This window comes from Streptomyces sp. NPDC047042, assembly GCF_040644035.1.
Lineage (GTDB): Bacteria > Actinomycetota > Actinomycetes > Streptomycetales > Streptomycetaceae > Streptomyces.
Genome location: NZ_JBEYVP010000045.1, coordinates 1 through 25,032, shown reverse-complemented (window position 1 = coordinate 25,032; position 25,032 = coordinate 1). Strand labels below are relative to the sequence as shown.

General features: G+C 70.8%; 21 protein-coding genes. 13 read left to right on the top strand and 8 right to left on the bottom strand.

Annotated elements, in window-relative coordinates; translation table 11 throughout:
- Together meaB and ABZ855_RS39235 are read right to left on the bottom strand one after the other, a co-directional pair.
- Nucleotides 1-957: a methylmalonyl Co-A mutase-associated GTPase MeaB gene (meaB, locus tag ABZ855_RS39240; RefSeq protein WP_360815634.1), complete on the bottom strand. Its 957-nt coding sequence runs from the start codon at nucleotides 955-957 to the stop codon at nucleotides 1-3.
- Nucleotides 958-1,006: 49 nt separating this feature from the next.
- Nucleotides 1,007-2,209, bottom strand: coding sequence for an acetyl-CoA C-acetyltransferase (locus ABZ855_RS39235; protein WP_360815631.1), 1,203 nt, complete (start codon nucleotides 2,207-2,209; stop codon nucleotides 1,007-1,009).
- A 149-nt stretch (nucleotides 2,210-2,358) separates the two neighbouring features.
- On the opposite strand from ABZ855_RS39235, the gene mce reads away from it, so the two are divergent.
- The 7 genes from mce to ABZ855_RS39200 all read left to right on the top strand — a co-directional run bounded on the left by mce (nucleotide 2,359) and on the right by ABZ855_RS39200 (nucleotide 12,227).
- Nucleotides 2,359-2,799 carry a methylmalonyl-CoA epimerase gene (gene mce, locus ABZ855_RS39230; RefSeq protein WP_360815628.1) on the top strand — a complete coding sequence of 147 codons (441 nt, stop codon included), beginning with the start codon at nucleotides 2,359-2,361 and terminating at the stop codon, nucleotides 2,797-2,799.
- Nucleotides 2,800-3,042: 243 nt separating this feature from the next.
- Complete coding sequence (gene scy, locus ABZ855_RS39225) at nucleotides 3,043-6,891, top strand: polarized growth protein Scy (RefSeq protein ID WP_360815625.1); 3,849 nt, start codon at nucleotides 3,043-3,045, stop codon at nucleotides 6,889-6,891.
- 217 nt (nucleotides 6,892-7,108) lie between these two features.
- Nucleotides 7,109-8,047 (top strand): cellulose-binding protein, encoded by a 939-nt coding sequence (locus tag ABZ855_RS39220; RefSeq protein ID WP_360815622.1) that lies wholly within the window; start codon nucleotides 7,109-7,111, stop codon nucleotides 8,045-8,047.
- Nucleotides 8,048-8,266: 219 nt separating this feature from the next.
- Nucleotides 8,267-9,241, top strand: coding sequence for an ABC transporter ATP-binding protein (locus tag ABZ855_RS39215; RefSeq protein ID WP_360815619.1), 975 nt, complete (start codon nucleotides 8,267-8,269; stop codon nucleotides 9,239-9,241).
- Nucleotides 9,238-10,008, top strand: a complete 771-nt coding sequence (locus tag ABZ855_RS39210; protein WP_360815616.1) for an ABC transporter permease — start codon at nucleotides 9,238-9,240, stop codon at nucleotides 10,006-10,008. Before ABZ855_RS39215 ends, ABZ855_RS39210 begins: the two co-directional genes overlap by 4 nt.
- Nucleotides 10,009-10,137: 129 nt before the next feature.
- Nucleotides 10,138-11,367: an ABC transporter ATP-binding protein gene (locus ABZ855_RS39205; protein WP_360815613.1), complete on the top strand. Its 1,230-nt coding sequence runs from the start codon at nucleotides 10,138-10,140 to the stop codon at nucleotides 11,365-11,367.
- Nucleotides 11,364-12,227, top strand: coding sequence for an ABC transporter permease subunit (locus tag ABZ855_RS39200; RefSeq protein WP_360815610.1), 864 nt, complete (start codon nucleotides 11,364-11,366; stop codon nucleotides 12,225-12,227). The genes ABZ855_RS39205 and ABZ855_RS39200 overlap by 4 nt, the downstream gene beginning before the upstream one ends.
- A 5-nt stretch (nucleotides 12,228-12,232) precedes the next feature.
- On the opposite strand, the gene ABZ855_RS39195 is transcribed toward ABZ855_RS39200, so the two are convergent.
- On the bottom strand, nucleotides 12,233-12,568 hold the full coding sequence (locus tag ABZ855_RS39195) for an ATP/GTP-binding protein (protein ID WP_360815607.1): 336 nt from the start codon (nucleotides 12,566-12,568) through the stop codon (nucleotides 12,233-12,235).
- Between the two features lie 252 nt (nucleotides 12,569-12,820).
- Here ABZ855_RS39195 and ABZ855_RS39190 point away from each other — a divergent pair, with 252 nt between their 5' ends.
- Complete coding sequence (locus ABZ855_RS39190; RefSeq protein WP_360815604.1) at nucleotides 12,821-13,849, top strand: LLM class flavin-dependent oxidoreductase; 1,029 nt, start codon at nucleotides 12,821-12,823, stop codon at nucleotides 13,847-13,849.
- An 89-nt stretch (nucleotides 13,850-13,938) separates the two neighbouring features.
- On the opposite strand, the gene ABZ855_RS39185 is transcribed toward ABZ855_RS39190, so the two are convergent.
- On the bottom strand, nucleotides 13,939-14,331 hold the full coding sequence (locus ABZ855_RS39185; RefSeq protein WP_006381684.1) for an SCO5389 family protein: 393 nt from the start codon (nucleotides 14,329-14,331) through the stop codon (nucleotides 13,939-13,941).
- Nucleotides 14,332-14,629: 298 nt separating this feature from the next.
- On the opposite strand from ABZ855_RS39185, the gene nucS reads away from it, so the two are divergent.
- Nucleotides 14,630-15,301: an endonuclease NucS gene (gene nucS, locus ABZ855_RS39180; RefSeq protein WP_360815602.1), complete on the top strand. Its 672-nt coding sequence runs from the start codon at nucleotides 14,630-14,632 to the stop codon at nucleotides 15,299-15,301.
- 61 nt (nucleotides 15,302-15,362) lie between these two features.
- Here nucS and ABZ855_RS39175 read toward each other — a convergent pair whose 3' ends face one another.
- The 3 genes from ABZ855_RS39175 to ABZ855_RS39165 all read right to left on the bottom strand — a co-directional run bounded on the left by ABZ855_RS39175 (nucleotide 15,363) and on the right by ABZ855_RS39165 (nucleotide 19,621).
- Entirely contained in the window at nucleotides 15,363-18,029 is a 2,667-nt protein-coding gene (locus ABZ855_RS39175) for an ATP-binding protein (RefSeq protein WP_360815599.1), read from the bottom strand.
- 235 nt (nucleotides 18,030-18,264) lie between these two features.
- Nucleotides 18,265-18,588: an STAS domain-containing protein gene (locus tag ABZ855_RS39170; RefSeq protein WP_319211747.1), complete on the bottom strand. Its 324-nt coding sequence runs from the start codon at nucleotides 18,586-18,588 to the stop codon at nucleotides 18,265-18,267.
- Between the two features lie 184 nt (nucleotides 18,589-18,772).
- Nucleotides 18,773-19,621 carry a 3-hydroxyacyl-CoA dehydrogenase family protein gene (locus tag ABZ855_RS39165; RefSeq protein WP_319211746.1) on the bottom strand — a complete coding sequence of 283 codons (849 nt, stop codon included), beginning with the start codon at nucleotides 19,619-19,621 and terminating at the stop codon, nucleotides 18,773-18,775.
- Between the two features lie 203 nt (nucleotides 19,622-19,824).
- On the opposite strand from ABZ855_RS39165, the gene ABZ855_RS39160 reads away from it, so the two are divergent.
- Nucleotides 19,825-20,397 carry a cob(I)yrinic acid a,c-diamide adenosyltransferase gene (locus ABZ855_RS39160; RefSeq protein ID WP_360815594.1) on the top strand — a complete coding sequence of 191 codons (573 nt, stop codon included), beginning with the start codon at nucleotides 19,825-19,827 and terminating at the stop codon, nucleotides 20,395-20,397.
- Here the strand turns inward: ABZ855_RS39160 and ABZ855_RS39155 are convergent.
- The gene (locus ABZ855_RS39155) at nucleotides 20,317-20,943 is read right to left on the bottom strand and encodes a hypothetical protein (RefSeq protein ID WP_360815591.1); all 627 of its coding nucleotides are present in this window, start codon (nucleotides 20,941-20,943) and stop codon (nucleotides 20,317-20,319) included. The genes ABZ855_RS39160 and ABZ855_RS39155 overlap by 81 nt on opposite strands.
- 170 nt (nucleotides 20,944-21,113) lie before the next feature.
- On the opposite strand from ABZ855_RS39155, the gene ABZ855_RS39150 reads away from it, so the two are divergent.
- The 3 genes from ABZ855_RS39150 (at nucleotide 21,114) to ABZ855_RS39140 (ending at nucleotide 24,920) form a co-directional block, all read left to right on the top strand.
- On the top strand, nucleotides 21,114-22,316 hold the full coding sequence (locus tag ABZ855_RS39150; protein ID WP_360815588.1) for a histidine kinase: 1,203 nt from the start codon (nucleotides 21,114-21,116) through the stop codon (nucleotides 22,314-22,316).
- A complete protein-coding gene (locus tag ABZ855_RS39145; protein WP_360815585.1) occupies nucleotides 22,313-22,972 on the top strand; it encodes a response regulator transcription factor in 660 nt (219 codons plus the stop codon). Before ABZ855_RS39150 ends, ABZ855_RS39145 begins: the two co-directional genes overlap by 4 nt.
- A gap of 130 nt (nucleotides 22,973-23,102) precedes the next feature.
- Complete coding sequence (locus ABZ855_RS39140; protein ID WP_360815582.1) at nucleotides 23,103-24,920, top strand: glycoside hydrolase family 18 chitinase; 1,818 nt, start codon at nucleotides 23,103-23,105, stop codon at nucleotides 24,918-24,920.
- Nucleotides 24,921-25,032 lie beyond the last annotated feature (112 nt).

Genomic DNA, 25,032 nt, shown 5'->3' with positions numbered 1-25,032 from the left:
TCACATCTCCGTCAGGCCCGCGACCAGTTCGTCCGCCGCCCGGTACGGGTCCAGCTCGCCCGCCACGATCCGCTCGGCCAGGGCGCTCACGCGTCGGTCGCCGTGCAGGTCGCCGATGCGTTCGCGCAGGGCGGTGACGGCGATCGTCTCGACCTCGTGGGCGGCGCGGGCCCGTCGGCGTTCGGTGAGGACTCCGCGCTCATCCATCCACGCGCGGTGTTTCTCCAGGGCCTCCACCAGCTCGTCGATGCCCTCTTCCCGGGACGCGACCGTCTTCACGATCGGGGGGCGCCAGTCGCCGGGGGACCGGGACTCGCCCAGGCCCAGCATGTGGTTCAGTTCGCGGGCCGTGGAGTCCGCGCCGTCCCGGTCCGCCTTGTTGACGACGTACACATCGCCGATCTCGAGGATTCCCGCCTTGGCCGCCTGGATGCCGTCGCCCATGCCGGGCGCGAGGAGCACCACGCTGGTGTCCGCCTGCGCGGCGATCTCCACCTCCGACTGGCCCACGCCGACCGTCTCGACCAGGATCACGTCGCAGCCCGCCGCGTCCAGGACGCGGATCGCCTGGGGGGCCGCCCAGGCCAGGCCGCCGAGGTGACCCCGGGTCGCCATGGAGCGGATGTAGACGCCGGGGTCCGACACATGGTCCGACATCCGCACCCGGTCGCCGAGCAGCGCGCCGCCGGAGAAGGGCGACGAGGGGTCGACGGCGAGGACGCCGACCCGCCTGCCCTGCCGCCGGTAAGCGGTGACCAGCGCCGAGGTCGACGTCGACTTGCCGACACCCGGTGATCCCGTCAGGCCGACCACGTACGCGTTGCCCGCCAGGGGGGCCAGCGCGGCCATGACCTCGCGGAGTTGTCCGGACGCCCCCTCCACCAGGGAGATCAGCCGGGCCACGGCCCGAGGCCGGCCTTCCCTGGCCTGGGCCACCAGCGTGGGGACGTCCTGCATCACAGCTCCGTTCCGATCACAGCCGTACGGCCGGCCCTCTCGCGACCGCTTACGCCTTGGGTACCCGCACGATCAGCGCGTCACCCTGGCCGCCGCCCCCGCACAGGGCCGCCGCGCCGACGCCGCCGCCGCGCCGCTTCAGTTCCAGGGCCAGGTGCAGTACGAGCCGTGCGCCGGACATCCCGATCGGGTGACCGAGAGCGATCGCACCGCCGTTGACGTTCACCCTTTCCGTTGACACGCCGAGGTCCTTCATCGACTGGACCAGGACCGCCGCGAAGGCCTCGTTGATCTCGATCAGGTCAAGATCCTCGACGCCCAGGCCCTCCTTCTTGAGGGCGTGCTGGATGGCGTTGGAGGGCTGGGACTGGAGGGAGTTGTCCGGGCCGGCCACGTTGCCGTGGGCGCCGATCTCCGCGATCCACTCCAGGCCGAGCTCCTCGGCCTTGGCCTTGCTCATGACCACCACGGCCGCCGCACCGTCCGAGATGGGTGAGGACGAGCCGGCGGTGATCGTGCCGTCCTTGGTGAACGCCGGGCGCAGCTTGCTCAGGGTCTCCGTGGTCGTCTCGGCCCGGATGCCCTCGTCCTGGCTGAAAACGATCGGGTCGCCCTTGCGCTGCGGGATCTCGACCGGGGTGATCTCCGCCTCGAAGACGCCGTTCTTCTGGGCCGCCGCCGCACGCTGGTGGGAGAGGGCGCCGAGCTCGTCCTGCTCGGGGCGGAGGATGCCCAGGCGGGTGTTGTGGTTCTCGGTGGACAGGCCCATGGCGATGTTCTCGAAGGCGTCGGTCAGGCCGTCGTGCGCCATCGCGTCGAGCATTTCGATCGCGCCGTACTTGTAGCCCTCACGGGACTTGGGGAGCAGGTGGGGGGCGTTGGTCATCGATTCCTGGCCACCGGCCACGATCACGTCGAACTCGCCGGCGCGGATCAGCTGGTCGGCGAGGGCGATGGCGTCCAGGCCCGACAGACACACCTTGTTGATGGTCAGCGCCGGGACGCTCATCGGGATGCCGGCCTTGACCGCGGCCTGGCGGGCCGGGATCTGGCCCGCGCCGGCCTGGAGGACCTGGCCCATGATCACGTACTGCACCTGGTCGCCACCGATTCCCGCACGGTCGAGGGCGGCCTTGATCGCGAAACCGCCGAGGTCGGCTCCGGAGAAGGTCTTCAGGGAGCCCAGCAGTCGTCCCATGGGCGTACGAGCGCCCGCGACGATCACCGAGGTGGTGCTGTTCGTTCCTGACATGAGGTGGGATCCCCTTTCAGCTGAAGAGCTGAGGAGTGTGTGAACGAGGGTTTACTTGAATGTACTGAGCGGTAGTCCCTCCGTCATCCGGCTGTCGGTGTGATCGCGCGCACGTTGCGTAACCACCTCCGGAGCGCTGCACTAACACCATGCTGACGCGAATCGACCACATCGGGATCGCCTGTTTCGACCTCGACACGACTGTCGAGTTCTACCGGGCCACGTACGGCTTCGAGGTGTTCCACTCCGAGGTCAACGAGGAGCAGGGCGTACGCGAGGCCATGTTGAAGATCAACAACACGGACGACGGCGGCGCCTCCTACCTCCAGCTCCTGGAGCCCACCCGCGAGGACTCCGCCGTGGGGAAGTGGCTGGCCAAGAACGGGGAGGGGGTGCACCACATCGCTTTCGGTACGGCAGATGTAGACGGAGTGGCCGGTGACGTCCGCAGCAAGGGCGTACGCGTTCTGTACGAGGAGCCACGGATCGGCTCCATGGGGTCGCGGATCACCTTCCTGCACCCGAAGGATTGCCACGGAGTACTGACAGAACTGGTCACTTCGGCGGCTGTTGAGTCACCTGAGCACTGACCCTCGTACATATGGGCCGGTAGGGTTGGGGACGGCCGCTGCCGTGTTGTCGGGGAGCGGCCCGGGTCCCGGTGTGTCGAGGTGCGGGATCCGAGGGCCGGGGTACAGGTTTCGGGGGCCGAGGGTGAGGGCGGGAGACCGTGCCTCGGCGTTGATCTGACACCATTCCCCGGGGGCCCCGTTCGGCGGACGGACGTGGCTCGTTCGGAGAAGGTTGCGACCAGGGACGGATGGGACCGCGCAGTGCGGGGCTACGAACGCCAGGAGCGAGAGCCGGCGGCTGACGTCGACCACCTCTCTCGGTTCGAGGCCGAGATGGAGCGGCTGAAGACCGAGCGGGAAAAGGCGATTCAGCACGCCGAGGACCTCGGCTACCAGGTCGAGGTGCTGCGCGCCAAGCTTCACGAGGCGCGCCGCACCCTCATGTCCCGGCCCGCCTATGACGGCGGTGACCTCGGCTATCAGGCCGAGCAGTTGCTGCGCAACGCGCAGATCCAGGCGGACCAGCTCCGCCAGGACGCCGAGCGGGAGATGTCGCAGGCGCGCGCGCAGACGCAGCGCATCCTGCAGGAGCACGCCGAGCAGGCGGCCCGGCTGCAGGCCGAGCTGCACCAGGAGGCGGTGACCAGGCGCCAGCAGCTCGACCAGGAGCTGGCCGAGCGCCGGCAGACCGTCGAGTCGCACGTCAACGAGAACGTGGCGTGGGCCGAGCAGCTGCGGGCCCGCAGCGAGTCCCAGGCGCGGCGGCTCGTCGACGAGTCGCGGGCCGAGGCCGAGCAGGCGCTGGCCGCCGCGCGCGCCGAGGCCGAGCGGGTCGCGAACGAGGCCAGGCAGCGGCTGCAGAGCGAGGGCGAGTCCGCCCGCGCGGAGGCCGACCAGCTGCTGCGCCGGGCCCGCGCGGAGGCCGAGCGCCTCCTGAACAGCGCGACCTCCGAGGCCCGCGAGGCCGCCGACCACGCCGAGCAGCTGCGCAGTTCCACGGCGACCGAGTCGGACAGCGCCCGCCGTCAGGCCACCGAGCTGAGCCGCGCCGCCGAGCAGCGGATGCAGGAGGCCGAGGCCGCCCTGCGCGAGGCGCGCGCCGAGGCGGAGAAGGTCGTCGCCGAGGCGAAGGAGACCGCCGCCAAGGCGACCTCGAGCGCCGAGTCGGCCAACGAGCAGCGCACGCGTACGGCGAAGGAGCAGGTCGCCCGGCTGGTCACCGAGGCCAGCCAGGAGGCGGAGGCCACCAAGGCGGCGGCCGAGGAGGTCGTCGCCGATGCCAAGGCCAAGGCCGAGAAGATCGTCGCGGAGGCCGAGGAGACCGCTCGCAGTCTCACCGCCGAGGAGACCGCCTCCCAGCTCTCCAAGGCGGCCCGCACCGCCGAGGAGGTCCTGAACAAGGCGTCCGAGGACGCCAAGTCGACCACCAGGGCGGCCACCGAGGAGGCCGAGCGCATCCGCGCCGAGGCCGAGGCGGAGGCGGACCGGCTGCGTGCCGAGGCGCACGACATCGCCGAGCAGCTCAAGGGCACGGCGAAGGACGACACCAAGGAGTACCGGGCCAAGACGGTCGAGCTCCAGGAGGAGGCCCGGCGGCTGCGCGGCGAGGCCGAGCAGTTGCGTGCCGACGCGGTCGCCGAGGGCGAGCGCATCCGCGCGGAGGCGCGCCGTGAGGCCGTCCAGCAGATCGAGGAGGCGGCCAGGACCGCCGAGGAGCTGCTGGCGAAGGCGAAGGCGGACGCGGACGAGCTGCGCCAGACCGCCCAGACGGACAGCGAGAAGGTCCGTACGGAGGCCATCGAGCGGGCGACGGCGCTGCGCCGGCAGGCCGAGGAGACGCTGGAGCGCACCCGCAAGGAGGCCGAGCGGGCCCGCGCGGAGGCGGTCGAGCAGGCCGAGGGCATCACGGCGGACGCCGAGCAGGGCGCGCGTGAGCTGCGTGAGGAGACCGAGCGGGCCATAGAGGCGCGCCGCGAGGAGGCCGCCGCCGAACTGACCCGGCTGCAGTCCGAGGCCGAGGACCGGCTCACGGCCGCCGAGCAGGCGCTCACCGACGCCCGCGCGGAGGCCGACCGGATCCGCCGCGAGGGTTCCGAGGAGTCGGAGCGGCTGCGTTCCGAGGCCGCCGAGCGCATCCGGAGTCTGCAGGCGCAGGCCGACGCGGAGATCCAGCGGCTGCGCGACGAGGCGGCGGCGGACGCGTCCGCGTCGCGGGCCGAGGGTGAGGCCATCGCCGTACGTCTGCGGTCCGAGGCGGCGGCGGAGGCCGAGCGGCTGAAGACGGAGGCCCAGGACACCGCCGACCGGGTACGGGCGGAGGCGCAGGCCGCTGCCGAGCGGCTGGCCGCGGAGGCGTCGGAGACGCTGGCCGCAGCTCAGGAGGAAGCCACCCGGCGCCGGCGCGAGGCCGAGGAGACCCTCGGTTCCGCCCGCCAGGAGGCCGACCAGGAGCGCGAGCGGGCCCGCGAGCAGAGCGAGGAGCTGCTGGCGTCGGCGCGCAGGCGCGTGGAGGACGCCCAGGCCGAGGCCGTACGGCTGGTCGAGGAGGCGGACCGGCGCGCCAACGAGATGGTGTCGGCGGCCGAGCAGCACGCCCAGCAGGTGCGGGAGTCGGTGTCCGGGCTGCACGAGCAGGCCCAGGAGGAGATCCAGGGGCTGCGCTCCGCCGCCGAGCACGTCGCCGACCGGATGCGGCGCGAGGCGCAGGAGGAGTCGGACCGGGTCCGTGCGGACGCCTACTCGGAGCGGGAGCGGGCCTCGGAGGACGCGAGCCGGGTCCGGCGTGAGGCGGCGGAGGCGTCGGAGCACGCCAAGGCGCTCGCCGAGCGCACGGTGGGCGAGGCGATCGCCGAGGCGGAGCGGCTGCGCCAGGACGCCTCCGCGCACGCCCAGCGGGTGCGTACCGAGGCGTCGGACACCATCGCGAACGCCGAGCAGGACGCGGCGCGCAGCCGTGCGGAGGCGCGTGAGGACGCGAACCGGATCCGTTCGGACGCGGCGACGCAGGCCGACACGCTGATCACCGAGGTGACGGCGGAGGCGGAGCGGCTCACCGAGGAGACCAACGCCGAGGCGGAACGCGTTCGCGCCGAGTCCACGGCCAAGGCGGACCAGCTGATCTCCGAGGCGACCGGGGAGGCGGAGCGGCTGCGGGCCGAGGCCGCCGAGACGGTCGGTTCGGCGCAGCAGCACGCGGAGCGGGTCCGTGCCGAGGCGGAGCGGTTCAAGGCCGAGGCGGCGGCGGAGGCCGACCGGCTCATGTCGACCGCGCGCGACGAGGCCGACACGACGCTGGACGAGGCCCGCAAGGAGGCCAACAAGCGGCGCTCCGAGGCGGCCGAGCAGGTCGACACGCTCATCACGGAGACGGCGGCCGAGGCGGACAAGCTGCTGTCGGAGTCGCAGCAGGCCGCGCAGAAGACGACCGCGGAGGCGGAGGCGCAGGCCGACTCGATGGTGGGCGCGGCCCGCACCGAGGCCGACCGGTTGCTGGCGCAGGCGACGGCCCGGGGCAACGCGACGGTGGAGAAGGCCCGTACGGACGCGGACGAGCTGCTCGTCGGCGCGCGCCGGGACGCCACCGCCATAAGGGAGCGCGCGGAGGAGCTGCGCGACCGCATCACGGCCGAGATCGAAAGCCTGCACGAGCGGGCCCGCCGTGAGGCCGCCGAGACCATGAGGTCGACCGGTGACCGCTGCGACGCGCTGATCACGGCCGCCGAGGAGCAGCTCGCCAAGGCGGAGGCGAAGGCCAAGGACCTGGTCTCGGAGGCCAACTCCGAGGCGGGCAAGGTCCGTATCGCCGCCGTCAAGAAGGCCGAGGGGCTACTGAAGGAGGCCGAGCAGAAGAAGACCTCCCTCATCCGCGAGGCCGAGGAGCTGCGGGCCGAGGCGATCCGCGAGGCGAAGGCCACGGTCGAGGAGGGCAAGCGGGAGCTGGAGATCCTCGTCCGGCGTCGTGAGGACATCCAGGCGGAGATCTCCCGTGTCCAGGACGTCCTGGAGGCGTTGGAGTCCTTTGAGGCCCCGTCGGCCGGCAAGGACGGCGGCGTCAAGGCGGGCGCAGCCGTCGGCGTGCCTCGTTCGGGTGGCAAGTCGTCAGAGAGCTAGCGCGAAGGGTGCGTTGGGGGCTGACGCGGAGGGCGCGCTGTGTGCACCCTGTGGGGCTTTCTGGGGTCTTTGACCAACTTTTTGGCAAGCGGCCCGCCGGTTAGCCACTCAAAAGGGGTCTCATTCTCCATATCAATCGGGTGACTGCTCGATGACACGCCGCTTGGCCCCCTAGGATTCCCCTATCACCTCACCGGTCTCATTCGACAGGAACCCCATGAGCGACACTTCCCCCTACGGCTTCGAGCTTGTGCGGCGTGGGTACGACCGCGCTCAGGTGGACGAACGCATCTCGAAGCTCGTCTCCGACCGTGACAGCGCTCTGGCTCGTATCACTGCTCTGGAAAAGCGCATCGAGGAGCTCCACCTCGAGACGCAGAACGCCCAGGCCCAGGTCAGCGACGCAGAGCCGTCGTACGCGGGTCTCGGCGCGCGCGTCGAGAAGATCCTCCGTCTTGCCGAGGAGGAGGCGAAGGACCTGCGCGAGGAGGCCCGTCGCGCGGCCGAGCAGCACCGTGAGCTCGCCGAGTCGGCGGCCCAGCAGGTGCGCAACGACGCGGAATCGTTCGCGGCGGACCGCAAGTCCAAGGCGGAGGACGAGGGCGTCCGGATCGTCGAGAAGGCCAAGAGCGACGCCTCCCAGCTGCGCCAGGAGGCGCAGAAGGACGCGCAGTCCAAGCGTGAGGAGGCGGACGCCCTCTTCGAGGAGACCCGCGCCAAGGCCGCCCAGGCCGCCGCGGACTTCGAGACGAACCTCGCCAAGCGCCGCGAGCAGTCGGAGCGCGACCTCGCGTCCCGTCAGGCCAAGGCCGAGAAGCGCCTCGCGGAGATCGAGCACCGCGCGGAGCAGCTCCGCCTGGAGGCCGAGAAGCTGCGTACGGACGCCGAGCGCCGCGCCCGTCAGACCGTCGAGACGGCCCAGCGCCAGGCCGAGGACATCGTGGCCGACGCGAACGCCAAGGCCGACCGGATCCGTTCGGAATCGGAGCGCGAGCTGGCGGCTCTCACCAACCGCCGCGACTCGATCAACGCCCAGCTGACGAACGTCCGCGAGATGCTCGCCACCCTGACAGGAGCCGCGGTCGCCGCCGCCGGCGCCCCCGTCACGGACGACGAGCCGATCAGCCGCGGGGTTCCGGCCCAGCAGTCCCGCTAAACAGCACGACGGATGCCCGCACCTCCCAACAGGGGGTGCGGGCATCTCCGCTCAGGGGCGCGGGGAACTGCGCGACAAGCCACGACGGCGCAGCACCAGCCCCGCCAACGACCACCACCCGAAAAACGAACCCGCGTTCACCAAAAGTTGCCGCACCCTTGACCCCCCGCCCGGCAAAGCCAACTGGCAGCGCCAACCCCCCCGAACTAGCGTGGCCGCATGATCGAGCTAGAGGGGCTGACCAAACGCTTCGGCGACAAAGTCGCGGTCAACCATCTGACGTTCACCGTCAGACCCGGCATCGTCACCGGCTTCCTCGGCCCCAACGGCGCCGGCAAGTCCACCACGATGCGCATGATGCTCGGCCTAGACCGCCCCACCGCCGGTGACGTCCGGATCGACGGTCAGCACTACGACCGGCTCAAGGACCCCCTCAAGTACATCGGCGCCCTGCTCGACGCCAAGGCCATGCACGGCGGCCGCAGCGCCTTCAACCACCTCCTCTGTCTCGCCCAGAGCAACGGCATCCCACGCGCGCGCGTGCACGAGGTCCTCGACACCGTCGGGCTCACCGCGGTCGCCCGGAAGAAGGCGAAGGGGTTCTCGCTCGGCATGGGCCAGCGGCTCGGGATCGCGGGCGCGCTGCTCGGCGATCCCCGGATCCTGATGTTCGACGAGCCGGTCAACGGCCTCGACCCCGAGGGCATCCACTGGATCCGCAACCTGATGAAATCGCTGGCCGGCCAGGGCCGGACGGTCTTCGTCTCCTCGCACCTCATGAGCGAGATGGCGCTGACCGCCGACCACCTCGTGGTCATCGGGCAGGGCCGGCTGCTCGCCGACACGTCCATGGCGGACTTCATCGAGCAGAACTCGCGTTCGTACGTCCGTATCCGCTCCCCCCAGCGCGAACGCCTGCTCGACGTCCTGCACGCGGCCGGGATCACCGTCGTGGAGGCCGGTGGCGAGACGCTCGAAGTGGACGGCGGGAAGGCCGAGCTGATCGGTGAACTGGCCGCGCAGCACAATCTGGTGCTGCACGAGCTGAGCCCCCAGCAGGCCTCCCTGGAGGAGGCGTTCATGCAGTTGACCGCCGAGTCGGTCGAGTACCACGCGCACAGCGACACCCCGATCCCGTCCGGGTCCGCCACGGCGGCGGGGTGGGGCGAGGGCTGGAAGGAGGGCCGGTCATGACGGCCGCGCAGGTCATCCGGTCCGAGTGGACCAAGATCCGGTCGGTGGCGTCCACGGTGTGGACGCTCGGTCTCGCGGCCGTGGTGACGATCGCGCTCGGCGCGCTGATCTCGCTGCTGTTCAAGAACCAGTGGAGCGACCTGAGCGAGAAGGACCGGCTCTCCTTCGACCCGACGTACACGAGCTTCGCGGGGATGAGTCTCGGTCAGCTCGCGATGATCGTGTTCGGGGTGCTCGTCGTGTCGAACGAGTACAGCACCGGCATGATCCGCACCTCGCTGGCCGCCGTACCGCAGCGCGGCGCGTTCCTCGCCGGCAAGCTCACGGTGGCCGCCGGGCTGGCCTTCGTGGTCGGGGTGATCACCAGCTTCACGGCGTTCTTCCTGGGGCAGGCGATGCTGGGCGGTCACTCGACGTCCATCGGTGATCCGGGCGTCCTGCGCGCGGTGCTCGGCGGGGCGCTCTACATGACGCTCATCGCGCTGTTCTCCATGGGCGTGGCCGCGATGCTGCGCAGTCCGATGCTGTCGCTCGGCATCCTGATGCCGTTCTTCTTCCTGATCTCGAACATCCTGGGCGCCGTCTCGGCGACGAAGAAGATCGCCCGCTATCTGCCCGACCAGGCCGGCAGCAAGATCATGCAGGTGGTCACCCCGGTCGACAACGACACCCCGTACGGTCCCTGGGGCGGGCTCGCGATCATGGTGGCGTGGGTCGCGGTGGCCCTGCTCGGCGGGTATGTGCTGCTCAAGAAGCGGGATGCCTGAGCCGCGGCACACGGTCATGGCCCCGACATTTTTACCGCTCTTTGAAGGGAACCGTCAGCGTCCGGATAAGCTCCTAACCCTTACGGGGGCGTGTGCCCTGCTGTCTGAATTTTTCGGTGGGTGCGGAGCATGATCGAGGCAGTCGGCCTGACGAAGCGCTATGGCGACAAGACGGCCGTGTACGACCTTTCCTTCCAGGTGCGGCCGGGGGCCGTCACCGGCTTCCTGGGCCCCAACGGGTCGGGCAAGTCGACGACGATGAGGATGATTCTCGGCCTGGACCAGCCCACCTCGGGCCGGGTGACGATCGGCGGCTTCCCCTACCGCAAGCTGCCCAACGCCCCCCGCCAGGTGGGCGCGCTGCTCGACGCCAAGGCCGTGCACGGCGGCCGGTCCGCCCGCAGCCACCTGCTGTGCCTGGCCCAGCTGTCGGGCATCCCGGCACGGCGGGTGGACGAGGTGCTGGGCGTCGTCGGACTCCAGGACGTGGCGCGCAAGCGCTCCAAGGGGTTCTCGCTCGGTATGGGACAGCGGCTCGGCATCGCCGCCGCGCTGCTCGGCGACCCCCAGGTGCTGCTCTTCGACGAGCCGGTCAACGGCCTCGACCCCGAGGGCATCCTCTGGGTGCGCAACCTGATGAAGGCGCTCGCGGCGGAGGGGCGGACGGTGTTCGTCTCCTCCCACCTGATGAGCGAGATGGCGCTGACCGCCGACCACCTGATCGTGATCGGGCGCGGACAGCTGCTGTCCGACATGAGCGTGAAGGACTTCATCTCCACCAACTCGGCCGACTTCGCGCGCGTGCGCACACCGGAGACCGAGCCGCAGCAGCGCGAGAAGCTGACCGCCGCGCTGACCGAGGCGGGCGGCCAGGTGCTGCCCGAACCGGACGGCGCGCTCAGGGTCACCGGGCTGGCGCTGCCCCGGATCAGCGACCTCGCGCACGCGTCCGACGTACGCCTGTGGGAGCTGTCGCCGCACCAGGCGTCGCTGGAGGAGGCGTACATGCGGATGACGCAGGGCGCCGTCGACTACCGCTCGACCGTCGACCAGAAGGCCGGTCTCCAGCAGCCGCTGCCGCCGGGCGCGCAGCCGCCCGTGCAGATGCCGGTGCCGGGACAGGGCCAGCCGGGCTGGTACGCCCCTCCGCCGCCCCAGCAGGGCGGCCAACCGCCGTTCGCGGCGCCCGGGCAGGCCGGCGGGCCTGCCGGGCCGTACGGCGTACCTGGCGGCCCCGGCGCTCCCGTCGGCGGCGCCCCGAACCCGTACGCGCAGCCCGTGGCCGCCCCTCAGCAGGCGCCCGCCGATTCCGCCGCCGCCGCAGCCCCCGCCCTGACCAAGCCCGAGGACGCCCGATGAGCACGCCCCACCAGTCCCCGACTCAGCAGCCGGCGCCGCAGACCGCGCCCAACTGGCAGGCGGCGCCCGGCACTTCGTACGCTCCCTACACCTCGCCCATCCCGATCACGCGCACGCACCTCGGTCATGCCCTCGCCTCCGAGTGGACGAAGATCAAGTCGGTGCGCTCCACGATCTGGACGCTCGGGGTCTTCCTGGTCCTCGTCATCGGCATCGGCCTGCTGGTCGCCGCGCAGACGACCGGCGAGGACTTCGGGGACGTGCCCTACACCATCCCCGCGTTCTTCGGGCTGGTCCTCGGGCAGATCTGCCTGATCACGCTGGGCGTGCTGGTCATCTCGTCGGAGTACGGCACGGGCATGATCCGTACGACGTTCACCGCCTCGCCGCAGCGCCACCGGGTGCTCGCCGCCAAGCTGATCATCTTCTTCGCGGTCGCGTTCGTCGTGTCCGCGTTCGCGATCGGTTTCGTCGGACTGGTGACCGAGTCGATGCACACCGGCGTCGCGGGCAAGGCGTGGGGCGGCACGGTCGTCATGGGCGCGCTGTACGTCTCGCTGCTCGGTGTGCTCGCCCTCGCGGTCGGCTCGATGCTGCGTCACTCGGCGGGCGCGATCACCGCGATGCTGGGGCTCGTCCTCGTACCGGCGATCCTGCCCGCGTTCCTGCTGCTGTCCGAGAGCATGCAGACGATCGGCGAGAAGATGCTGGAGTACAACGCCCCCAACTCCCTCGCCAAGATCTTCGGGATCGACGAGGCCGACGGCAGCGGCGGCGGCGCACAGCTCGGTCTACTCGCCGGGCTGACGGCCGCGGCGATCGCCGGCGCCTTCGTCCTGCTCGACCGCCGGGACGTGTGATTCGGTCAGAATTTCGGCGAGTTACGGGACCGCTGCACCCGCGTGGTGCGGCGGTCCTTCGCGTTCCAGCAGGCCTTGTGCCAGTGCCGGCGGTCGTCCACACCCGCGTGCTCGGCCCACGCGACGACGTGCGGGACGCCTGAGGGGATCAGCTGGTCGCAGCCCGGGCAGCGGTACGTCTTGCCCTGGGCACTGGCCCCCGCGACATGCCGGACGTTCCAGTTCTCGCCCTGCCAGCTCTCCGAGGACTGGAAGCCGCCGTAACGGCCGGAGTCGTCCCCGTCGGCGCTCCGGCCGGACGAGCCGCCGGAGTCTTGGGGGCGGTTACGACGCGGGGACACAGAACACCTCACGGAGCGGTTCAGGGAGCATGGGGCCACTCCAGCCTACGCGGCGGCATCCGGGGTAGAGGTAAATCACCACCTCCGCACGCACCCCCACCCTTCTCGCAAACGAAGCCCCCCACCCGGCTGCCCGATTGATTCTGCAGACAATCCGCCAATCTCTCCGCCAAGCCGTGACTTCGGCACGTGTCGAGCGGTTATGCCGTGCGGGGGAGCTCCTTGTCGGGGCCTAGGAAGCAGGAAAGAGCGATGCGCGTAGGAAGTTTTGTGCTGGCGGCCCAGTTCCCGGGCCAGGGCCAGGGGGAGGCGCTGCACCGGGCGGTCCGGTCCGCCGAGGTCGCCGACGAGGCGGGTCTCGACACGGTCTGGCTGGCGGAGCACCACTTCGTCCCGTACGGCGCCTGCCCGTCCGCGACGACCCTGGCCGCGCTGCTGCTGGGCCGCACCCGGCGCATCCGGGTCGGTACGGCGGTGAGCGTGCTGCCCACCACCCACCCCGTGGCGCTCGGCGAACAGGCCGCGCTGCTGCATCTGACGTCCGGCGGGCGGTTCACGCTGGGCGTGGGGCGCGGCGGGCCGTGGGTCGACCTGGAGGTGTTCGGGACGGGCCTGGAGGCGTACGAGAAGGCGTTCCCGGAATCACTCGATCTGCTGCTGCGCTGGCTGCGCGAACCCTCCGTGTCGGCCGACGGCGAGCGGTTCCGGTTCCGTGAAGTGCCCGTCGTACCCAGCCCGTCGGAGTCACTGACGGACACCTCGGGACCGGAGGTCGTCGTCGCATGCACCTCCCCCTCGAGCGTACGGCTGGCCGCCGAGCGCGGGCTGCCGATGCTCCTCGGGATGCACGTCGGGGACGAGGAGAAGGCCGAGATGGTCGCCCTGTGGCGGCAGTTCGCGCGCGCGGCGGGCCGCTCCGGGGACGAGATCCGGGGCGCCGCCCATGTGTCGGCCGGCGTCTGCCAGATCGCGGACCGGCGTACGGACGCGGTGGAGACGCTGACGAAGGCGATGCCGGGCTGGCTGCGACAGGGACTGGAGGCGCATGTCACGGTGGACGGCCGGCAGCGGTCGATGCGGGACCCGGTGGCCTACACCGAACTCCTCTGCGGACTGCACCCGGTGGGCACACCCCGGCTGTGCGCCGACCGTCTCGCGGCGACCTCGGAACGGACGGGCATCTCGCGCTTCGCCCTGCTCGTCGAGGGCTCCGGCGACCTGGCGGCCACGGAGGAGAACGTACGGCGGCTGGGCACCGAGGTGCTCACGCAGCTGCGCTGAACCACTGAACACCGGCCTGCCACAGGGAGCTTGCCGCCCCGTACAGAAACACCTCCCGCGTACGGAGCGGCAAGCCGTTGCCCCTCGCGTCAGCAGTCCCTGAATTCCGGTGACTGGTTCAGCAACTGACTGCGTACCGAGGTGAAGCGGGCCAGCTTGACGTCCACAGAGGAGTCCAGCGGGAACACCGCCACCCGGTGGCAGTTCTGGAAGGCCAGCCGCACACCGAAGTGCCGCTGCAGCGCGCCGCGTATCGCGTCACTCGCCAGCGCACGCAGCAACTGGCCACGTGCCTGCTCGTCCGGCGGCGGCGTCTGGTTGTCGGCGAAGTCTCCGCCGTCCACCTTCAGCTGGGCCACCAGGGAGCTGATCATCTCCCATGCGTAGGGCAGGGAGGTCCGGACGCAGTCGACGAATTCAGCTTCGTCGACCTCGCCTCGCTCGGCCTGTTCGAGTAGGGCCGGTGAGACGTCGAGCGACATGAGTTCTCCTCTCGCACCCCCGGATGACAGGGGTTGCCTGACAGGGAAAGGGAGCCCACGACACCGAGCACGCTCCGTACACGCATCGCGACCTCCCGGTTACTACCGTAAGCAACGGACCGTGACGGCACCAGGAAAACGCGGATACAGGACCAGTCAGAAGCGTGCTCGTAGGCACACAATCAGCCAACAACGAACAGTTGCCACTGGCATGTTCCTTCGGCCCACCAAGTACATGTCACCACTGTGAGGTGGGCGAATCGCGTGGACCACCGCGCGTCGAGTAGCGTTGCCGACCATGCGTCTCGTCATTGCGCGCTGTTCCGTGGACTACGCGGGCCGGCTCACCGCTCATCTCCCGTCGGCCCCCCGTCTCATCCTGGTCAAGGCTGACGGCAGCGTCTCGATCCACGCGGACGACCGCGCCTACAAGCCTCTCAACTGGATGTCTCCGCCCTGCACGTTGAAAGAGGGGGCCGGGGACGACGAGGGAATCTGGACCGTCATCAACAAGGCGGGCGAGAAGCTCATCATCACGATGGAGGAGATTCTTCACGACTCCTCGCACGAACTGGGCGTCGATCCGGGCCTGATCAAGGACGGCGTGGAAGCGCACCTCCAGGAACTCCTCGCCGACCGCATCGAGACCCTCGGCGACGGCTACACCCTCATCCGCCGCGAGTACATGACGGCCATCGGCCCCGTCGACATCCTGTGCCGGGACGCCGACGGCGCGACGGTCGCGGTGGAGATCAAGCGGCGGGGCGAGATCGACGGCGTGGAACAACTCACGCGCTATCTGGAACTGTTGAACCGCGACCCGCACCTCGCTCCGGTGCGCGGCATCTTCGCCGCCCAGGAGATCAAGCCCCAGGCCCGCGTCCTCGCCACGGACCGGGGCATCGGCTGCGCGGTCCTCGACTACGACGCGCTGCGCGGCATCGAGGACGACAAACTCCGGCTGTTCTGACGCCGGTTCGCACGAGAAGGGGGCGGGTCCGTTGTCACGGGCCCGCCCCTTCGTCGTGCTGTCAGATCACCGGCGGGTCACTGGTTGTCGTCGTCGCGGGTGCACTGGTGTCGGCGGCCGGAGCGCTCGCCGGTTCGCTCGCCGTCTCGACCGGGCTGGAGGCCGGGCCGCTGGCCGTGACGGTGGTGTCCGGAGTGGTCGGCGCCGTCGGCGAGTCGGTCGGCTGAGACGGGCCCGGCGACGGCGAGCCGGGCGCGGGGCTCGTAGGAGTGCCTGGCGTCTCGGGGGGCGTTGTCCCCGAGGTGGGTGTCCCTGACGGAGTCGGAGTCGGCGTGGGCTTGGGCGACGAACTGCCGCTGCTCCCGCCCGTCCCCGTGCTGCTGCCGCCACCCGGCGTCCGCGTCCCCGTGGGCTCGTCCGTAGGCGTCTCGCCGCCCGACGCCGGAGGCGGGGTCGGGTCGTCCGAGGTGCCCATGGTGCCGTCGGGGCCCGGGTCGGTCGGGCGGCTCGTGGCCGTGCCCGTGTCGCCGTTGCTGTCGCTGCCGCCGGTGCCCCCGTTGTCCGCCTTGTCGGCGCCCAGGCTGTCGTCGTCGTTGCCCGGACTGGCGGACGGGTTTACGCCGACCTGGTCGGACGGCACGTCCCCCGGGTTCGAGGTCGCCCCCAGGGTCACCACCGTGCCGAGTACGGCCGCGAGCAGGGCGCCCGCGCCCACCGCCACGAGGTTGCGCCGGGCGCCGCCCACGAGCCGCTGGATGCCTGAGACCTTGTGCGCCCCGCCGCCCCCGCTCCGGGACGTGATCACGGTCGGCGCGAAGTCACCGGCCCCGGAGCCGGAACCGGAAGCCGAAGCGGAACCGGCGGGCGACGCCTGCAGCGGCGAGTAACCCGCCGCGCCGAAGACCGCCGGGACCCCGCCGGCCGGCGACGCGGACTCCTCGTACCGTGCGTCCGGCACCTCCTCGCCCGCCGTGGAGACCGGGCCGGAGCCGAGACCGGGGGTGTCGCCCGCCCGGTCGGCGACCAGGGTGAGGGCGCGCCGGCCCGCGACCGTGCCGCGCTTGTCGGCGACGGCATTGCGCAGGGCGAGGGCGGCCTCCAGCTCCGTACGGGCCAGGTCGAGCTGTTCGCCGCAGAGGGCGAGGATGCCCAACTCGTGGTGGAAATAGGCCTGTTCCGAGACCTCGCCGGACAGCTGGGCGGCCTCGGCGCCGAAGAGCAGGACCTGTTCCCAGGCGCTCCAGTACAGGCCGGACGCGAAGGCGGGCGCCGCTGTGCGGGCCAGCCGTACGGCCGTGGTCTCCTCGTCCTCCTCCGGCGGAATCGTCTCGGGGACCAGGACGGCGAGGGCGGCGAGCAGGGCGTCGGCCTCGGCGCAGACCCGCTCGGGGGTCACGGACGGGTGTCCGGCCCACCAGGCGTAGTGCTGAGCGGCGGTGGACGCCCGGTCGAGGGCGCCGTCGCCGTACCCGGCGGCCTCCAGCTGGGTCTGGACCCCGGCCGCGAGCCGGTAGTGGGAGCCGATCGGGGAGACCAGTGCGCAGCCGAGCAGCTCGCCGAGGGCGGCGTCCGCGTGGGTGTCGCCGACCAGTGCGGGCAGATGGGCCTGGTGGGGCACCTCACCGCCGAGCGCGACGGCGAACCGCAGGGTGTCCCGGGCGGACGCGCTGAGCCGGGACGCGAGCAGTGGCGCGGGCGCGGCACCCTCGGCGAGCGAGGGCAGCGGTACGTCGTCCTCGACGCCGGCCTCGATGGGCGTGTCGATCGGGGCGTCGTCCGGGATGTCCTCGAAGACGCCGAAGTCGTCGAAGGCGTCGGCGCGGGCGCGCAGTTTGTCGCGCTGCCTGAGCAGGGCGCCGGCCTGCACGAACCGCAGGGGCAGGCCCTCGGACTCGAACCAGAGGTCGCCGGCCCAGTTGGCCTCGTCCTCGGTCAGGACGCGGCCGACCGCGCGCTCGAGAAGCTCCAGGCCGCCGGCCCGGTCGAGGCCGTCGAGGAAGAGTTCCTCGATCATCGAGTCGGCGGACGGGGCGGGTACGTCGGGGGTGGCGCCGATCAGGAAGGCGCACTCGGGTGTCGCGTCGAGGAGTTCGTCGAGCGCGGCGCCGCCGAACTCCACGTCGTCCAGGACGACGACCGCGCCGACCTCGCGGACGAGCGCGTGCAGTTCGTCCGGTTCCGGCCGGTACAGAGGTGCGCTGTAGACGGCGTAGAAGAGGTCGTAGAGGAGGTCGGTCTGGTTGCGGTGGAAGCCGGTGAGGCGGACCACGCCGTCGGGCGCGAGATCCGCGCAGTCCGCGGCGACGGCGTCGAGGAGTGTGGTGCGGCCGGATCCGGGCGGGCCGGTGAGGCGTACGGAACGGCCGCGGGCCAGCAGCCGCACCAGCCGTTCGCGTTCGCCATCGCGTTCGACGAGCGGCAGTTCGGGCCGCGCGGGCCCGGGCGGTACGGGTGGCCTGGCGGCGCGGGTGATCTCGGCGCGTTCGGCCGCCGTGAGCTTGACGGGCCGGCCGGGCCGTTCGCCGGGCGGGCAGACCTCTATCTCGCTGCCGTCGACCGGGTTGACGGTGAGCAGGTAGTCGCCCGAGACGAGCTGCGCCGTGCGGGCGAGCGCGGGCGTGTGCTGGCCGAAGTCGGATGTGAGGGCGTCCCGAGGCGGGCGCTGACGCGGCGTGTTGCCGTCGGCGTCGTGGCCGTACTCCTCGGAGCCCTGGTTGTTCGGGTCCATAAGGTTCAAGCCCCCCAAAAGCGTCAAGTGCGGGTCGACGGGACCCAGGGCCCTCCCGGCCTTGCTGCACACTGCGCTGTCGCTTCTGGTCCGGGCCCGCTTGTGGGATGTCATGGCAGCGGGCGACCGAACCCTAAACCTTCGCACAGTATCTATGACAGGCCGGGGTACCGCGCCGTCCGAGACGTCACAGTCTCGTGAGGATTGTGCGTGAAGCGCGCTTTCGGACTCAGGTTCACACTCTGGGCAGTGATTCCACCCCGATACCGCCCTCGATCGCCAGAATCCGGTGCAATTTGGTGGCCACCAGCAGGCGTTGCATCTGCGGCGGGACGTCCCGCAGCACAAGCCGTCTGCCGCAGCGCCCGCATCGCCGGTGGGCCCCCATGATCACCCCGAGGCCGGTGGCGTCCCATGACTCCAGCTCGGACAGATCCAGCACGAGGTCGCCGACGCCTGTGTCGACGGCCGTGTGCAGGACCGTACGGGCGTCCGCCGCGCTGCGGACGTCGAGGCGGCCCCCGACGACCAGCTCGGCGTGGTCGCCCCTGATGTACATATGCGCTCCCGTGAGTGCGTGTCGTGCTCCGCGTCGGTAGGTGATGCATCCTCTGACTGCCTGAGAGGCTGTCAGGTTGCCGTCTGTGAGCGAACCGATACTCAATTCACCCCACGGGGTGATACCCCAGGGGTTCGTGCGGTTTCCGTGCCTGTTGACTACGTGCGGTACTGCTCTGCGCGTATCAGTGCTTGTAGAAGCCCTGCCCGCTCTTACGGCCGATGTCACCGGCGTCAACCATCCGGCGCATCAGCTCCGGAGGAGCGAACTTCTCGTCCTGGGACTCGGTGTAGATGTTGCTGGTCGCGTGCAGCAGGATGTCGACCCCGGTGAGGTCGGCGGTGGCCAGCGGGCCCATCGCGTGCCCGAAGCCGAGCTTGCAGGCGAGGTCGATGTCCTCCGCGGTGGCGACACCGGACTCGTACAGCTTGGCCGCCTCGACGACGAGCGCCGAGATCAGCCGGGTCGTCACGAAGCCGGCGACGTCCCGGTTGACGACGATGCAGGTCTTGCCGACGGACTCGGCGAACTCCCGTGCGGCGGCGAGGGTTTCGTCGCTCGTCTTGTAGCCGCGGACCAGCTCGCAGAGCTGCATCATCGGCACCGGCGAGAAGAAGTGCACACCGACGACCCGGTCCGGGCGGTCGGTCACCGCGGCGATCTTGGTGATCGGGATGGCGGAGGTGTTGGAGGCGAGCACGGCGTCCTCGCGCGCGATCTTGTCGAGCGCGCGGAAGATCTCGTGCTTGACCTCCAGCTTCTCGAAGACTGCCTCGACGACGACGTCCGCGTCACCGACCGCGTCGAGATCGGTCGTCGCGGTGATGCGGGCGAGGGCGGCCTCGGCGTCGGCCGCGGCCAGTTTGCCCTTGCCCACGAACCTGTCGTACGAGGACTTGATGCCGTCGGTGCCACGAGTGAGCGCTTCGTCGGTGACATCGCGCAGTACGACGTCCCAGCCCGCCTGTGCGGACACCTGGGCGATGCCGGAACCCATCAGGCCGGCTCCGATGACGGCAAGCTTCCGTGCCACTGTGCGACTCCCCTGACGCGCTGTTTACGTATGCCTCGTGTACTGGGCCTCTTCGGCGGACCCTAGCGGTCGTCAGGGTGCTGTGTGACCGGTAAGTAATGCGCGTCACGTCTCAAATGACGGACATCACACCGCCATGGCTCATTCGACTCCTCGTACGGCCTAGTTGAGCGACGGTCCCGGGTCGTCACTACTGTGACCCCATGGTCAATCTGACGCGTATCTACACCAGGACCGGCGACCAGGGCACCACCGCCCTCGGTGACATGAGCAGGGTCGCCAAGACGGATCTCAGGATCTCGGCGTACGCCGACGCCAACGAGGCGAACGCGGTGATCGGGACCGCCGTCGCGCTGGGCGGCCTGGAGACGGCGGTCGTCAAGGTGCTGACGCGGGTGCAGAACGACTTGTTCGACGTGGGCGCGGACCTGGCGACACCGGTGGTCGAGAACCCGGAGTTCCCGCCGCTGCGGGTCGAGCAGTCGTACATCGACAAGTTGGAGGCGGACTGCGACCGGTTCCTCGAAGACCTGGAGAAGCTGCGCTCGTTCATCCTGCCCGGCGGCACCCCCGGCGCGGCCCTGCTGCACCAGGCGTGCACGGTCGTACGCCGGGCCGAGCGCTCTACGTGGGCGGCGCTGGAGGTCCACGCCGAGGTGATGAACCCGCTCACGGCGACCTACCTCAACCGGCTGTCAGACCTGCTCTTCATCCTTGCGCGTACGGCCAACAAGGAGGTCGGGGACGTGCTCTGGGTCCCGGGCGGGGAGCGCTGACCTCTCCTCGTACCCGGCCGGTGCCTTCTTCGGCCAGATCGCGTACGTCAGTGCGATCAGGCCGTGGATGCCGGCCACCCTGAGCGCCGTCCACTGGAAGGACCGCAGGGACGATGTGTCCCCGTCGCCCACGTACCAGATGGCCGCCTGGAGCAGCGCGCACGCGACCGCCACCATGACGACCGTGCGCAGCCAGAGGCGGCCCTCGTGGCGGGCGCGGGCCATGCCGTGGCGCGGCGGCTTCGGCGGGGGCGGGGCGCCGGCCAGACGGTGGGCGGCATGGCCGTCGAGCCAGCGGATCGTGTAGTGGCCGTATCCCACGGTGAAGCCGATGTAGAGCGCGGCCAGGCCGTGCTCCCAGCTCGGTTCGGCGCCGTTCCTCAGGTCGATCGCGGTGGCGACGAACAGCACGAGTTCCAGCACGGGCTCGCACAGCAGCAGCACCACGCTCGTGCGGCGCCACTTCAGCAGATAGCGGACTGTCAGTCCGAGCGCCAGCAGCACCCAGAAGCCGACCTCGCAGGCGATGATCAACGCGACGATCACGACTCGCTCCTCACAGCTGAGTCCGGGTAATCCGTTCTCCTTCCAGGCTTCCGGCGGGGCGCGCCGGACGCGTCGTCGGCGGTGAGGAAGTCCCGGTACATCGAAAGATGCAGTTGGGGACCCTTCTCCGGGATCAGGCGGGCGTCGCCCCGGCCGTGTTGGATGGAGTCATGGCCCCGCGACTCCCCCGCCCGCACCGCGACGACGTGCGCATCGCGCTCGCGGGGCTGATCGGCGGACTGCTGGTCTGGGGCGTCGGTCTCGGCACCCGTACGGCCGGTGACGCGCTCGTGCTGCTGGACGGGCGCTGGCCGATCCTGCTGCCGCTGGTGGTGACCGCCTGCTGCGAACTGCTCCGGCGGGTCCGTCCGCGTACGGGGCTGCTGATCGGTACGGCGGCGCTGACCGTGGACGTCGTCACGCAGGGCAACCTGGCCACCGTCGTGATGTTCACAGACCTCGTGTACGCGGCTGTGCTGTACGGTCCGCCCGCCACCGCCCGCCGCGTTCCCTGGATCACCGGGCTGCTCTCGGTGGCCGCCGCGATCGTGCCGCTCGCCGTCTGGCGGGTCCCCCAGGCGCTGCTCGTCGGTGTGGTCGTCGGGATCGTGGCGTTCACCCCGGCCGCCACCGGTCTGATCGTGCGCAACCACCGTGACGCCGCCGACTCCGCCCGGCTGCGTGCCGAACAGACCGCGCTGCTCGCCGAGTTGGACCGCACCCAGGCGGTGACCTCGGAACGGGCGCGGATGGCACGGGAGTTGCACGACATGGTCGCCAACCACCTCTCCGCGATCGCGATCCACTCCACGGCCGCGCTCTCCATCGACGACCCGGGCACCTCGCAGCGGGCCCTCGGTGTCATCCGCGAGAACAGCGTGGCGGGACTGGCCGAGATGCGCCGTCTGATCGGCATCCTGCGCGACAGCGGCGGCGACCTGGAACCGGCGGCGGCCCCGACCCTGGACGGCCTCGGCGCGCTGGTAGACGGTGCCCGCGTCAACGGCCTCGACGTCACCCTCGACACGGACACCGGCTCCCGTGCGGACGCCGACGCCGTCCGGGCTGCCCTGCCCGCGCCGGTCGAGCTGGCCGCGTACCGCATCGTCCAGGAGTCCCTGACCAACGCCCTCAAGCACGCCTCCCCCGGCCGGGTCACGGTGACGCTCGCCCGGCTCGACGGCTCGCTGAGCGTCGCCGTGCGCAGCCCCTACGACGATCACGGCAGCCCGCGCGCACCCGGGTCCGGCGCCGGACTGGTCGGGATGCGGGAGCGGGTCGCGCTGCTGGGCGGCACCTTCTCGGCGGGACCGGTCGACGCCCACTGGACCGTGCGCGCCACGCTGCCCCTCACCGAAGGAGAAGACGCATGACGCAACCGGCAGGGACCGTCCGGGTTCTCGTCGCCGAGGACCAGTCGGCCGTCCGGGCCGGGCTGGTCCTCATTCTGGGCAGCGCGCCCGGGATCGAGGTGGTCGGGGAGGCGTCGGACGGTGAGCAGGCGGTGGCCCTGGCCCGTGAACTGCGGCCGGATCTGGTGCTGATGGACATTCAGATGCCGCGCCTGGACGGGGTGTCGGCGACCCGGCAGGTGGTCGCGGAGCAGCTGGCCGACGTGCTCGTCCTGACCACGTTCGACCTCGACGAGTACGTCTTCGGGGCGCTGCGCGCGGGAGCCTCCGGGTTCCTCCTGAAGAACACGGAGGCGCGCGAACTGATCGAGGCGGTACGGACGGTGGCGCGCGGCGAGGGTCTGATCGCCCCGGCGGTCACCCGGCGCCTGATCGCCGAGTTCGCGTCCGGGCCGGTACGGGAACCCGGGGCCGATCCCGCTGTCCTGGACGCGCTCACCCGGCGGGAACGCGAGGTGCTGTCGTGCCTCGGCGAGGGGCTGTCCAACGCGGACATCGCGGTCCGTCTCGACATGGCCGAGGCGACGGTGAAGACGCACGTCAGCCGGTTGCTGGGCAAGCTGGAGCTGCGCAGTCGCGTCCAAGCGGCCGTACTGGCACAGGAGTTGGGGGTTTAGCGGGATCAGGCGAGTATGCACGCGAAGTGGTCCAGACCTATTGACCCGTGGTCCAGACCTTCCTATTCTCGCGGCACTGTGGGTGCGAAGGCTCAGTCGCGCCCCCCTCACACCTCCAAGGAGGCGCGGCATGCGCTTCGCACAAAGATGTACGGCAGGCCTGACGACCCTGCTGCTCCCCCTCGCCGCCCTGGTGGGCCTCGCGGGCCCGGCCGAAGCGGCCGCCTCGGCCACCGCGACCTACGCGAAGACCCAGGACTGGGGCACCGGCTTCGAGGGCAAGTGGACGGTCACCAACACCGGCACCACGTCGATCAGTTCATGGACGGTCGAGTGGGACTTCCCCTCCGGTACGTCCGTCACCTCGGCCTGGGACGCCGACGTCACCTCCAGCGGCACCCACTGGACCGCCAAGAACAAGTCCTGGAACGGCACCCTCGCCCCCGGCGCCGCCGTCTCCTTCGGCTTCAACGGCGCCGGCCCCGGCTCCCCCGCCAACTGCAAGCTGAACGGCGGCAGTTGCAGCGGCGGAACGCTGCCCGGCGACAACGCCCCCTCCGCGCCCGGCACTCCGACCGCGTCCGGCATCACCAACACCTCGGTCAAGCTGAGTTGGGGCGCCGCCACTGACGACAAGGGCATCAAGAACTACGACGTCCTGCGCGACGGCGCCAAGGTCGCGACGGTCACGGCCACCTCGTACACGGACTCGGGTCTGACCGCCGGCACGGACTACTCGTACACCGTCGTGGCCCGGGACACCGCCGACCAGACCGGACCGGCAAGCGGCGCGGTCGCCGTGCACACCACCGGGGGGACCAACCCGCCCACCGGGAACAAGGTCAAGCTCGGCTACTTCACCGAGTGGGGCGTCTACGGCCGCAACTACCACGTGAAGAACCTTGTCACCTCGGGCTCGGCGTCGAAGATCACCCACATCAACTACGCGTTCGGCAACGTCAAGGACGGCAAGTGCGTCGTCGACGACACCTACGCCGCCTACGACAAGGCCTACACCGCCGACCAGTCCGTGTCCGGCGTGGCCGACACCTGGGACCAGCCGCTGCGCGGCAACTTCAACCAGCTCCGCCAGCTGAAGGCCAAGTATCCGAACATCAAGGTGCTGTACTCCTTCGGCGGCTGGACCTACTCGGGCGGCTTCACCCAGGCCGCCGCCAACCCGGCCGCCTTCGCCGCCTCCTGCAAGTCGGTCGTCGAGGACCCGCGCTGGGCGGACGTCTTCGACGGTATCGACATCGACTGGGAGTACCCGAACGCCTGCGGCCTGACCTGTGACGCGTCGGGCGCGGCGGCCTTCAAGAACCTGATGTCGGCGCTGCGTACGACCTTCGGGGCGAACTACCTGGTCACCGCGGCCATCACCGCCGACGGCTCCTCCGGCGGCAAGATCGACGCGGCCGACTACGGCGGCGCCTCCGCGTACGCCGACTGGTACAACGTGATGACGTACGACTACTTCGGCGCCTTCGACGCGGACGGCCCGACCGCCCCGCACTCGCCGCTCACCTCGTACGCCGGTATCCCGGCCGCCGGCTTCAACTCCGCCGACGCCATCGCCAAGCTGAAGGCGAAGGGCGTCCCGGCGTCGAAGCTCCTGCTGGGCATCGGCTTCTACGGCCGCGGCTGGACCGGCGTCACCCAGTCCGCCCCCGGCGGAGCGGCGTCCGGCGCGGCACCGGGCACATACGAGGCCGGCATCGAGGACTACAAGATCCTGAAGTCGTCCTGCCCGGCCACCGGCACGATCGCCGGCACCGCGTACGCCTACTGCGGCAACAACTGGTGGTCGTACGACACTCCCGCGACGATCGCCGGGAAGATGTCCTGGGCGAAGAACCAGTCCCTGGGCGGCGCGTTCTTCTGGGAGTTCAGCGGCGACACGAGCAACGGGGAGCTGGTGAACGCGATCAGCGGCGGCCTGGCGTAGCTCATGAAAAAGGCGGCGGGGTGGGTGCGTACGCACCACCGTCGTCCAGGCCAGCGTCGCCGCGCCCGTCTGCCACCACACCGGCCCGATGTGGGCGAGGTTGTCGCTGCCG

What these genes read in the sequence shown, in the direction of transcription:
- meaB (WP_360815634.1), bottom strand. Translation starts at nt 957, where the DNA reads ATGCAGGACGTCCCCACGCTGGTGGCCCAGGCCAGGGAAGGCCGGCCT.
- ABZ855_RS39235 (WP_360815631.1), bottom strand. Translation starts at nt 2,209, where the DNA reads ATGTCAGGAACGAACAGCACCACCTCGGTGATCGTCGCGGGCGCTCGT.
- mce (WP_360815628.1), top strand. Translation starts at nt 2,359, where the DNA reads ATGCTGACGCGAATCGACCACATCGGGATCGCCTGTTTCGACCTCGAC.
- ABZ855_RS39220 (WP_360815622.1), top strand. Translation starts at nt 7,109, where the DNA reads ATGAGCGACACTTCCCCCTACGGCTTCGAGCTTGTGCGGCGTGGGTAC.
- ABZ855_RS39215 (WP_360815619.1), top strand. Translation starts at nt 8,267, where the DNA reads ATGATCGAGCTAGAGGGGCTGACCAAACGCTTCGGCGACAAAGTCGCG.
- ABZ855_RS39210 (WP_360815616.1), top strand. Translation starts at nt 9,238, where the DNA reads ATGACGGCCGCGCAGGTCATCCGGTCCGAGTGGACCAAGATCCGGTCG.
- ABZ855_RS39205 (WP_360815613.1), top strand. Translation starts at nt 10,138, where the DNA reads ATGATCGAGGCAGTCGGCCTGACGAAGCGCTATGGCGACAAGACGGCC.
- ABZ855_RS39200 (WP_360815610.1), top strand. Translation starts at nt 11,364, where the DNA reads ATGAGCACGCCCCACCAGTCCCCGACTCAGCAGCCGGCGCCGCAGACC.
- ABZ855_RS39190 (WP_360815604.1), top strand. Translation starts at nt 12,821, where the DNA reads ATGCGCGTAGGAAGTTTTGTGCTGGCGGCCCAGTTCCCGGGCCAGGGC.
- ABZ855_RS39185 (WP_006381684.1), bottom strand. Translation starts at nt 14,331, where the DNA reads ATGTCGCTCGACGTCTCACCGGCCCTACTCGAACAGGCCGAGCGAGGC.
- nucS (WP_360815602.1), top strand. Translation starts at nt 14,630, where the DNA reads ATGCGTCTCGTCATTGCGCGCTGTTCCGTGGACTACGCGGGCCGGCTC.
- ABZ855_RS39175 (WP_360815599.1), bottom strand. Translation starts at nt 18,029, where the DNA reads ATGGACCCGAACAACCAGGGCTCCGAGGAGTACGGCCACGACGCCGAC.
- ABZ855_RS39170 (WP_319211747.1), bottom strand. Translation starts at nt 18,588, where the DNA reads ATGTACATCAGGGGCGACCACGCCGAGCTGGTCGTCGGGGGCCGCCTC.
- ABZ855_RS39160 (WP_360815594.1), top strand. Translation starts at nt 19,825, where the DNA reads ATGGTCAATCTGACGCGTATCTACACCAGGACCGGCGACCAGGGCACC.
- ABZ855_RS39150 (WP_360815588.1), top strand. Translation starts at nt 21,114, where the DNA reads ATGGCCCCGCGACTCCCCCGCCCGCACCGCGACGACGTGCGCATCGCG.
- ABZ855_RS39145 (WP_360815585.1), top strand. Translation starts at nt 22,313, where the DNA reads ATGACGCAACCGGCAGGGACCGTCCGGGTTCTCGTCGCCGAGGACCAG.
- ABZ855_RS39140 (WP_360815582.1), top strand. Translation starts at nt 23,103, where the DNA reads ATGCGCTTCGCACAAAGATGTACGGCAGGCCTGACGACCCTGCTGCTC.